Here is a 10,242-nt window from a genome sequence, read left to right on the forward strand (position 1 = left end):
TTGCAATCGTTTTCTTTGAGGTTGATAAGTATTTTGTTTATAATTAGGCTATCAAAAATAGAGGAGGACATTATTTTGTCATTAGTCGGAAAAGAAATTATTGAATTTTCAGCACAAGCTTACCACAACGGGGAATTCATTACTGTTACAGATGAAGATATTAAGGGAAAATGGGCTGTTTTCTGCTTCTACCCTGCAGATTTTTCATTTGTCTGCCCAACTGAACTCGGTGACCTTCAAGAACAATATGAAGCTCTTAAATCTCTTGGTGTAGAGGTTTACTCTGTCTCTACTGACACTCACTTTGTTCACAAAGCTTGGCATGATGACTCAGATGTTGTTGGAACTATTACTTATCCTATGATTGGAGATCCTTCACACCACATCTCACAAGGCTTTGATGTTCTTGGGCAAGATGGTCTCGCACAACGTGGTACATTCATCATTGATCCAGATGGCGTTATCCAAATGATGGAAATTAACGCTGACGGTATCGGACGGGATGCAAGCACTCTTATTGATAAAGTCCGTGCTGCTCAATATATTCGCCAACATCCAGGTGAAGTTTGTCCAGCCAAATGGAAAGAAGGAGCTGAAACACTTACTCCTAGCTTAGATCTTGTAGGTAAAATTTAACAACCAGGGGGTATCCATGGTCTTAGATAAAGAAATCAAGACGCAATTAGCACAATATTTAAATTTACTAGAATCTGATATTGTATTACAAACGGATTTAGGGGATGACGATAATTCTCGAAAAGTAAAAGAATTTCTAGACGAGATTGCCGCTATGTCTGACCGTATTAGTCTTGAATCAACACATTTAAAACGTCAACCTAGTTTTGGTATTACACAAAAAGGGCAAAAAAGTCGTGTTATTTTCTCAGGCTTACCAATGGGCCACGAATTCACATCTTTCATTTTAGCTCTCTTGCAAGTTTCTGGTCGTCCACCTAAAGTTGATAAGGACACTATCGAACGTATCAAGAAGATTGATAAAACCATCGATTTAGAGACTTATGTTTCATTAACATGTCACAATTGTCCAGACGTTGTTCAAGCCTTTAATATAATGGCTGTTTTGAACCCAAATATCACTCACACCATGATTGAAGGTGGGATGTATCAGGATGAGGTCAAAGCTAAAGGTATCATGTCTGTTCCTACGGTTTACAAAGACCAAGAAGAATTTACATCTGGTCGTGCAACCATTGAACAGCTTGTAGAAAAATTGGACGGACCACTTGATGCTGATGCTTTCGCTGATAAAGGTGTCTATGATGTTTTGGTTATTGGTGGTGGCCCTGCTGGAAACAGTGCGGCCATCTATGCTGCCCGTAAAGGTTTAAAAACTGGTCTTTTAGCAGAAACCTTTGGTGGACAAGTTATCGAGACAGTCGGCATTGAGAACATGATTGGTACGCTATATACAGAAGGTCCTAAGTTAATGGCCCAAGTTGAAGAGCATACGAAATCTTATGATGTTGATATCATCAAAAGTCAATTAGCTACTGGCATCGAAAAGAAAGAACTTATTGAAGTGACACTGGCTAACGGTGCCGTTTTAAAATCCAAAACTGCCATCCTGGCTCTCGGAGCCAAATGGCGTAATATCAACGTTCCTGGCGAGGAAGAATTCCGCAATAAAGGTGTTACTTACTGCCCACACTGTGATGGTCCACTATTTGAAGGGAAGAATGTTGCAGTTATCGGTGGTGGTAACTCAGGTTTGGAAGCGGCTTTAGATTTAGCTGGCATTACTAAACATGTTACGGTCTTAGAGTTCTTACCTGAATTAAAGGCAGATCAAGTCTTACAAGAACGAGCTGCTAAAACTGATAATCTAACCATTCTTAAGAACGTTGCAACCAAAGAAATTGTTGGTCAAGATCATGTAACTGGTTTGAATTACGTTGAGCGTGATACAAACGAAGAAAAACATCTTGATCTTGAAGGTGTCTTTGTTCAAATTGGTCTTGTACCAAGTACTGCTTGGCTCAAAGATAGTGGTATTGAACTCAATGAGCGCCAAGAAATTATCGTTGATAAATTTGGTTCAACAAATATCCCTGGTATTTTTGCTGCAGGTGACTGTACAGATAGTGCCTACAAGCAAATCATTATCTCCATGGGGTCTGGTGCTACAGCTGCTATCGGAGCATTTGATTACTTGATTAGACAATAATCAACACTTGCGTGTTAGTAATCTATCTTCAACAGTTATAATTAATATGAAGAGGTTGAATGTCTTTCAACCTCTTTATGTTTCTTGTAAATAGGCAGTTTGAATAATCAACCAGTCAATTTGATGAAAGAGACTTGACGAATCTTTTTTTTTTCGATAGAATGGTATCTGTTATGGCGGTATAGCCAAGTGGTAAGGCACGGCTCTGCAAAAGCTTGATCGTCGGTTCAAATCCGTCTACCGCCTTCATAATACGAAGACACCTTAGGGTGTCTTTTTTTCATTATTGCATATAAAAATACCCGAAGCTAGAAACCTCGGGTATTCATTATTCTTATTTAATCGCTTCAATCAAAGCTTCCGCTTGATTCTGAAGGCTTTCAAGAACTTCTTCAGTTGCTAGGAATTTCCCATCTGCCCAGGCTGTATCATTTACACGTGTCGCTGTAAAATCACCAACCACTTGGGTACGGATAAATGGTAACAAGTCTTTGTAGGCATCAAAAAGTTGATTGTGACCACCATTAGCAACTGATGACACGGTTACAATCTTATCTTGAAGAGCTGATGGCCCTGAAGGATCTGATAGGTCAAGGGCACGGCTCAACCAGTCAAGCAAATTTTTCACTGGCCCAGGAATTGAGAAATTATAAACCGGTGAGAAAATCCAAATTGCGTCTGCTGCCAAGACCTGTTCTCGAACTTCTGCCAAAACTGGAAGAACTGGACTTTCTAAATCCTGATTAAAAACAGGTACTTGACTATAGTCAAGATAAGAAACATTAGCTTTACCAGCTAACATTTTCTCAGCTTCTTCTGCTAATTGGTGGTTAAATGATCCCTTGCGAAGAGATCCAACGATAAATAAAATGTTTTTCATGATACGTTTCCTTTGTATTTCTAATAATTAATTTTTACTACTACATAGTAATATATATAATTCCATTAGAAATATAAAGAAATATGCTCAGACATTCTTAAATTTTTTCAGGAGCTCTACCAACTGTGCCTGCTCTTCAGGTGTCAGAACGGAAAAAGTCTCCTCAATAGCTCGTTGATGTGGCGGGATTGCTGCTTGAATAATACGACGGCCCTCATCCGTCAAATCAACCTCGAAAGCACGCTTATCTGTTTGGCAGGCTTCTCGCGTCAACCAACCTTTTTTCTCCATATTTTTAATGACGACAGTCATATTCCCGGAGGTGGCAAGCATGCAGTCAATTAATTCGCCAATTTTCATACGTCCTTTAGCATTAAGCACGTCCATGACTCCAAATTGAGTTGGTGTCAAATTAAATTCTTTAAAGGTCTCAGAAACCTTGGCATCGATGGTACGAAAAGCCTTACGCATAACTACCATACTTTTTACAGCCATGTTTTTATCTAAGTCACTCATTTCTAGTCCTTTCCAAATAGATGCTGTTTTTATTACTCTACCACAGTTTTTCTAAAAGTGGTATATGAAAATGAAAAAATAAGAAAAAAGAGTCCTTAGATATCTAACCAATACCTCAGAACTCTTTCATTTCTAACTATTACGATTCCAAAAAAGGGCTAATAAGATAACAGCACCTAGTACTGAAGGAACGATAGCAGTATCTGCTAGCATCGGTCCCCAATTTCCAAAAAGAAGCTGACCAACAAAAGCACCTAGCCATCCAACAAAGGTCTTACCAATACAGCCCATATGTTCACCCCTATTTGATATAGCAGAGGCAATAAGGCCAATTAGAAAACCAACTATCATACTTCCAATCATGATAAATTCTCCCTCATACTTAGATTACCCAATCCCCATTTCGGAAGATCGGTACACGACTACCATCTTGGCGGATACCATCAATATCCATTTGATTTGAACCAATCATAAAGTCTACGTGTACATCAGAACGATTAAGACCAGCTTCCTTAAGCTCCTCTTCTGTCATGTCTGCCCCTCCCTCAACACTGGTAGCATAGGCTGCTCCAATAGCTAGGTGGTTGGATGCATTCTCATCAAAAAGAGTGTTAAAGAAAGTGATGCCTGACTGTGAAATAGGACTTGGATCTGGTACCAAAGCACATTCACCTAGAGCACGCGCCCCATTATTGTTGAAGACGAGATTCTTCATCACTTCATCACCTTGGTCCGCTGTGATATCTACAATTTCACCATCTTTGAAGGTTACCTTGATTCCCTCAATAATATTACCATTGTAGCTTAGAGGCTTTGTGCTTGAGACATAACCATCTGCACGACGAAAATCTGGTGCCGTAAAGACCTCTTCTGTTGGCATATTAGGAAGGAAACCTTCACCTTGCGCATTAATGGCACCTGCAGACTCCCAAACATGGTTTTTAGGCAATCCTAGAGTCAAATCTGTTCCAGGTGCTTGGTAGTGTAAGGCTGAGAATTGTGCTTCATTGAGTAGGCGTGCTTTAGCATCCAAGCGATCAGCATGTTCCTTCCAAGCACGTACAGGGTCCTCTTCATAGACACGACAAGTCTTGAAAATTTGGTCCCAAAGTAAATCTACAGCTTCCTCATCACTCGCAGCATCGGGAAAGACCTTCTTAGCCCATTCCTTACCAGCTGCAGCAGCTACAGTCCAACTAACCTTATTAGACTGAGTTGCCACCTGCATAGGTTTAAAAGCCACTCCAGTAGCTTTAGCATGAGCAGATAAACGTTCAGGAGCTACACCATTAAGGGCACCTGGATCTGATGAACGAACACCTAAGCGACTTGCCTTCTTGGCCAACAAATATTCCATCTCAGCTTTTTTATAGGCAGGAACCTCTTCGATGCGGTCCATATCAGCATGCAAGAAGCGCTCGCGATTAATAATATCATCTGACCATTGAACGATTACCTCAGCTGCTCCTAGAGCATAGGCTTCTTTAACTAAGAGGTGTGCTAGCTCTGCTTGTTCTACATCAATGCTCAAAGCCACTGTGTGACCAGGTTGCACATTAATCCCATTAGCAACCAGTAATTTAGCATATTTCTCAAGATTTTCTTTAAAATTTGGTAAAACCATGATTAACTCCTTGAAACTATAATTTTCTATCAGTATACCATAAGACGAAGAAAAAGGTTTCCTCTCAGCTTTGGCTTTTTAGCATCACATGCAGCCCCCTAAACAAAAAGAGAACGGAGACTGACTCCATTCTCTCAAAGTTGATGACAATTCTCTTCAGCCATTAAAAGAAATCATCAAAAAGACTTAATTGATTATCTTCTGGCATATTTCCTAGGATTCCCATTTCATCCAATTTTTCAACCAAGGTTGATGATAGGCCTCCTCGTTTACGCAATTCTGTCTTGGAAAGGAACTCCCCTTCTTCACGCGCAGCAACCACTTGCTTAGCAACATTCTCACCCAAACCTTCAAGTGCAATAAACGGTGGAATCAAGGTATCTCCTTCAATCAAAAATTCAGTTGCCTGACTCTTATAAAGATCCAACTGACCAAAGGTAAAGCCACGTTCTAACATTTCATTGACAATTTCAAGCGTCGTAAATAAGTCATTTTCAACATTAGTCGCTTCATTTCGTTGGCGCTTCTCCTTAATATCTTCCATTCGAGCTTTAACAGCATCAAGACCTGCAGACATCGTCTTAAGCTCAAATGCTTTAGCTCGAATTGAGAAATAGGCACAATAGTAATAAATAGGATGGTGCACTTTGAAATAAGCTACACGTAGGGCCATCATAACGTAGGCTGCCGCATGGGCTTTAGGGAACATGTACTTGATTTTACCACAAGATTCAATGTACCAGTCTGGAACATTATTTTCACGCATGGCTTGAATATAGCCATTACGCTCTTCTTCGGAAATCTTCAACCACATCCCCTTACGCACACGTTCCATGATCGTGAAGGCCATCTTAGGATCTAATCCCGCATGCATTAGGTATACCATGATATCATCACGACAACCGATAACTGTTTTCAGGGTGGCGATACCTTCCTTAATCAGATCTTGTGCATTACCCAACCAAACGTCTGTACCATGGGACAAACCTGATAACTGTAAGAGTTCCGCAAAGGTCGTCGGATGCGTCTCGTCGACCATACCACGAACAAAGTTAGTCCCAAACTCAGGGATTCCCAACATTCCCGTTGGTGTCCCAATCTGTTCAGGTGTTACCCCTAAAATATCAGTCCCTGAAAAAAGTTTCATTACATCTGGATCATCTGCTCGAATATCTTTTGGATCGATTCCTGATAAATCCTGCAACTTACGAATCATAGTCGGATCATCATGTCCCAGAATATCAAGCTTCAACACGTTCTCATCAATATCGTGGAAGTTAAAGTGAGTCGTCTGCCAGGCAGCCGTTACATCATCTGCCGGATATTGAACAGGTGTGAAATCATAGACATCCATATAATTTGGAATAACAACAATACCACCCGGGTGCTGACCTGTGTTTCGCTTAACACCCGCAGCCCCCATGGCTAAACGATCGACCTCGGCATCACGGTAAAACTTATTGTAATCACGTTCGTAACCTTTAACAAAACCATAAGCCGTCCGATCTGCAACAGTTCCTACTGTTCCGGCACGAAAAGCATATTGCTCTCCAAAAATATCACGAACGTCCAAGTGGGCTGATGGTTGATCATCACCGGAGAAGTTCAAATCGATATCAGGAACCTTATCCCCATCAAAACCTAGGAAGGTCTCGAAAGGAATATCCTGACCATCTTTTTTATACTCCGTTCCACATTCCGAACACTCCTTATCAGGCAAATCGAAGCCAGATCCATAGGAACCATCTGTAATAAACTCTGAGTGTTGACAATTAGGACATAGATAATGAGGTGGCATCGGATTGACCTCAGTAATTCCAATCATCGTCGCAACAAAACTAGATCCGACAGATCCACGCGAACCAACTAGGTAGCCACGTTCATTTGAACGGTTAACTAGCATCTGCGAAGCCAGGTAGATTACGGCAAAACCATTACCAAGAATTGAAGACAACTCTTTCTCAATTCGCAGGTCAATAATATCAGGCAAAGGATTTCCATAAAGCTCAAACGCTCTAGCATATGTCATCTCCGCAACCTGTTCTTCCGCACGATCAATGAAAGGTGTGTACAAGTCTTTTTTGACAACCTCAACCTCTTCAATTTGATCTGCCATAGCCTGCGTATTAGTTACAACAATTTCATAGGCTAAGTCTTTTCCCAAAAAGGCAAAGTCATCTAGCATCTCGTTAGTTGTCCTAAAATGAGCTTCAGGTAAAGGAGCAGGTTTCGCATTTTCTCCCTTACCAATTGGCCTATTAATCATGGCTCCTTGTCCCAAAGCACGAACAATGATTTCACGGTAAATGGCATCCTCAGGGTTGATATAGTGTACATTTCCTGTAGCAAGCACAGGCTTGTCCAGACGATTAGCAACTTCAATCAAATCTCGAATCAGCTGTTCTATAGCCACCTCATCCTTAATTAAGTCCTTCGCAATCAATGGTGCATAAATCGCTGGTGGCATAACTTCAATAAAGTCATAATATTTAGCAACTTCAACTGCCTTGTCAATACCATGAGACAGAAGCGTATCAAAAACCTCACCATCTGCACAAGCAGAACCTACAATGATTCCCTCACGATACTCATCTAAGACCGTACGAGGAATACGTGCTACTCCCTCAAAGTATGAGACATTTGATAAACTTACCAACTTAAAGATATTCTTCAAGCCAGTTTGATTCTGAACATACAGCGTCGCATGTTTGACACGAGACTTTTTATACGAATCTTCGGAAACCAAATCCGTATTCAACTGTTCCAGATTAGTCAAACCGTGCTTATCAAACACATCTTTTATGAAGATAAACAACAAACGACCAGTAGCTTCCGCATCATAATTGGCCATATGGTGATGATCCAAAGCCACACCAAACCGCTTCGTCAAAGGCCCCAAACCATGACGCTTATACTCAGGATAAAGATTTCGTGCAAATTCTAAAGTATCAATAACCGGTTGTGAAATTGTTGGTAACTGATGTCTTTCGTAATTGGCATTCATAAAACCAACGTCAAAGGTCGCATTATGGGCCACTAGCACAGTTCCTTGACAGAATTCTTGAAATTCCTGTAAAACTTGCACTAAAGGTTTAGCACCTTTAACATGATTATCAGTAATACCGGTCAACTCAGTAGTAAATGCAGAAAGAGGATGTCCTGGATCTATGAATTCATCAAATTGCTCAATAATATTACCTTTATGCATTTTTGATGCCGCAATCTGAATCAAATCATTATGAACAGCAGACAAGCCCGTTGTCTCAACGTCAAATACAACATAAGTTGCTTCTTTTAATTCCAAATTCTGGGAATTATAAACAATAGGAACTTTATCCTCAACAAGATTGGCTTCAAGACCAAAAATAGCCTTAATCCCAGCTTTCTTAGCCCTATGGTAGCCATGAGGAAAACTCTGAACATTAGCATGGTCAGTAATGGCAACTGCTGGATGTCCCCAAGAAGCCGCTGTATCAATAAGATTTTCAACAGTTGGCATTGCATCCATAGTCGACATGTTGGTATGCGCATGAAATTCCACACGCTTTTGTCCCTCAGGCATCAAATCCTTACGAGGAGTATGAGAAATCTCTTTAATATCTTGCACATTCATAGTCAGACTATGAGTGAAAGGATTATTCTCGATACGGCCACGAACCCTAACCCAGTTCCCCTTTTTTATCATATCGAACTTAGCGAGCTCATCACTATCTTTGACCCATCGTTGCATAGCAAAACTAGAGGTATAATCAGTTACCTTAAAATTAATAATAATTCTACCCGTCTTTGTTTCACGTTGCTCTACATCAAAAATATATCCTTCAAAAACAACACGATTTTCTTCAGAATTAATATCAACCATTGGCGTTATTTCAGCCTTATCAAAACTAGCTTGACGTTGACTTTGTTTCTCAGCAAAATTTTGTGATGGTTCGGTCACAGGTTTCGGTGCTGGGGCACTTTCAAGAATAGATTGAAGCGCTTGTCTTGCTTGAGACTCGGCTTGTTCTTGTAAAGAAACCTTATTTGTTTGGTAAGCCTCTTCTAAAGAAGATGAAGCTTCCTTATCTTCGACAACAGAAATGGATACATCAGATAAACCAACTTGAGAAAGAGATTTAGATATCAAAGAAATAAATCTATCCTGTACATTTTCCTTTATAATATGCTCTGGAGCTTTAACAAAAATACTATTATTCGAAATCTCAACCTTTAGATTTGAGAATAAAGAATAAGTAGAAAAGTGTGACACTTTTAAACTATCTAAAGCATATGAAAAATAATCTCCAAGTAAAGAATCATCGCAAGCAGTAGAAACTAAACGAATCTCAAAAGAAGCTTTAGCACCTAAAGAATTAAAAGAAGAGTGAAGTAAACTATCAAAAAGAGCAAAAGACTCATAAGACAGAACACTAGGAAAAGAAAAAACAAAGAACCATTGGCGTTTTGATTTAAATAGCTTTACTGTTTCGATAGAACCATCTTTAATTTCTTTAAAAGCATCGTGATCCTCAGGAAAACGAATTTGTTTTAAGAGAAGCTGAAATTTATCAGACATAAAAAATAAACTCCTATAGACAAAAAAACACTCCTTAAGGAGTGTAACTTATACCGGCGGCCGGGGTCGAACCGGCACGTCCTTGCGGACACTGGATTTTGAGTCCAGCGCGTCTGCCAATTCCGCCACGCCGGCAAAGTATAACTGGGGTAGCTGGATTCGAACCAACGCATGAGGGAGTCAAAGTCCCTTGCCTTACCGCTTGGCTATACCCCAAAAATATAGGCGAATGAGGGGAATCGAACCCCCGAATGTCAGAGCCACAATCTGATGTGTTAACCACTTCACCACATTCGCCACTTTACTAACACGGGCAGTAGGAATTGAACCCACACTGAAGGTTTTGGAGACCTTAGTTCTACCTTTAAACTATGCCCGTAACTATGGAAGGGGAGGGATTCGAACCCCCGAACCCGAAGGAGCGGATTTACAGTCCGCCGCGTTTAGCCTCTTCGCTACCCTTCCAAAATATAAACAAA

General features: G+C 40.4%; 7 protein-coding genes and 6 tRNA genes. 3 read left to right on the plus strand and 10 right to left on the minus strand.

Annotated elements, in window-relative coordinates; all coding sequences use genetic code 11:
* The first annotated feature begins 75 nt into the window (after positions 1-75).
* The 3 genes from ahpC to HMPREF1519_RS04490 all read left to right on the plus strand — a co-directional run bounded on the left by ahpC (position 76) and on the right by HMPREF1519_RS04490 (position 2,431).
* Positions 76-636 (plus strand): alkyl hydroperoxide reductase subunit C, encoded by a 561-nt coding sequence (ahpC, locus tag HMPREF1519_RS04480; protein WP_022496765.1) that lies wholly within the window; start codon positions 76-78, stop codon positions 634-636.
* Between the two features lie 16 nt (positions 637-652).
* A complete protein-coding gene (gene ahpF / locus HMPREF1519_RS04485; RefSeq protein ID WP_022496766.1) occupies positions 653-2,185 on the plus strand; it encodes an alkyl hydroperoxide reductase subunit F in 1,533 nt (510 codons plus the stop codon).
* Positions 2,186-2,360: 175 nt separating this feature from the next.
* Positions 2,361-2,431 (plus strand) — tRNA-Cys (locus tag HMPREF1519_RS04490).
* Between the two features lie 88 nt (positions 2,432-2,519).
* Here the strand turns inward: HMPREF1519_RS04490 and HMPREF1519_RS04495 are convergent.
* From HMPREF1519_RS04495 to HMPREF1519_RS04540, 10 genes are all read right to left on the minus strand, one after another.
* On the minus strand, positions 2,520-3,065 hold the full coding sequence (locus tag HMPREF1519_RS04495; RefSeq protein ID WP_022496767.1) for an NAD(P)H-dependent oxidoreductase: 546 nt from the start codon (positions 3,063-3,065) through the stop codon (positions 2,520-2,522).
* A gap of 87 nt (positions 3,066-3,152) precedes the next feature.
* Positions 3,153-3,581 (minus strand): MarR family winged helix-turn-helix transcriptional regulator, encoded by a 429-nt coding sequence (locus HMPREF1519_RS04500; RefSeq protein ID WP_022496768.1) that lies wholly within the window; start codon positions 3,579-3,581, stop codon positions 3,153-3,155.
* Positions 3,582-3,713: 132 nt separating this feature from the next.
* Positions 3,714-3,944, minus strand: a complete 231-nt coding sequence (locus HMPREF1519_RS04505) for a GlsB/YeaQ/YmgE family stress response membrane protein (RefSeq protein ID WP_002886331.1) — start codon at positions 3,942-3,944, stop codon at positions 3,714-3,716.
* Positions 3,945-3,963: 19 nt separating this feature from the next.
* Positions 3,964-5,205: an aminopeptidase gene (locus tag HMPREF1519_RS04510; RefSeq protein WP_022496769.1), complete on the minus strand. Its 1,242-nt coding sequence runs from the start codon at positions 5,203-5,205 to the stop codon at positions 3,964-3,966.
* Between the two features lie 163 nt (positions 5,206-5,368).
* Positions 5,369-9,763 carry a PolC-type DNA polymerase III gene (locus HMPREF1519_RS04515; protein WP_022496770.1) on the minus strand — a complete coding sequence of 1,465 codons (4,395 nt, stop codon included), beginning with the start codon at positions 9,761-9,763 and terminating at the stop codon, positions 5,369-5,371.
* Between the two features lie 51 nt (positions 9,764-9,814).
* A tRNA-Leu gene (locus HMPREF1519_RS04520) sits at positions 9,815-9,898 on the minus strand.
* A gap of 9 nt (positions 9,899-9,907) precedes the next feature.
* Positions 9,908-9,979: transfer RNA gene (locus HMPREF1519_RS04525), tRNA-Gln, on the minus strand.
* 8 nt (positions 9,980-9,987) lie between these two features.
* A tRNA-His gene (locus tag HMPREF1519_RS04530) sits at positions 9,988-10,060 on the minus strand.
* Between the two features lie 11 nt (positions 10,061-10,071).
* Positions 10,072-10,142: transfer RNA gene (locus HMPREF1519_RS04535), tRNA-Trp, on the minus strand.
* 5 nt (positions 10,143-10,147) lie between these two features.
* A tRNA-Tyr gene (locus HMPREF1519_RS04540) sits at positions 10,148-10,228 on the minus strand.
* Positions 10,229-10,242 lie beyond the last annotated feature (14 nt).

Origin of the sequence: Streptococcus sp. SR4, from assembly GCF_000517725.1 — a bacterium.
Taxonomy (GTDB): Bacteria; Bacillota; Bacilli; order Lactobacillales; family Streptococcaceae; genus Streptococcus; species Streptococcus salivarius_F.

Bases quoted from the DNA above. Each gene is read 5' to 3' on its own strand.
- ahpF (WP_022496766.1), top strand. From the start codon at position 653: ATGGTCTTAGATAAAGAAATCAAGACGCAATTAGCACAATATTTAAAT.
- HMPREF1519_RS04495 (WP_022496767.1), bottom strand. From the start codon at position 3,065: ATGAAAAACATTTTATTTATCGTTGGATCTCTTCGCAAGGGATCATTT.
- HMPREF1519_RS04500 (WP_022496768.1), bottom strand. From the start codon at position 3,581: ATGAGTGACTTAGATAAAAACATGGCTGTAAAAAGTATGGTAGTTATG.
- HMPREF1519_RS04505 (WP_002886331.1), bottom strand. From the start codon at position 3,944: ATGATTGGAAGTATGATAGTTGGTTTTCTAATTGGCCTTATTGCCTCT.
- HMPREF1519_RS04510 (WP_022496769.1), bottom strand. From the start codon at position 5,205: ATGGTTTTACCAAATTTTAAAGAAAATCTTGAGAAATATGCTAAATTA.
- HMPREF1519_RS04515 (WP_022496770.1), bottom strand. From the start codon at position 9,763: ATGTCTGATAAATTTCAGCTTCTCTTAAAACAAATTCGTTTTCCTGAG.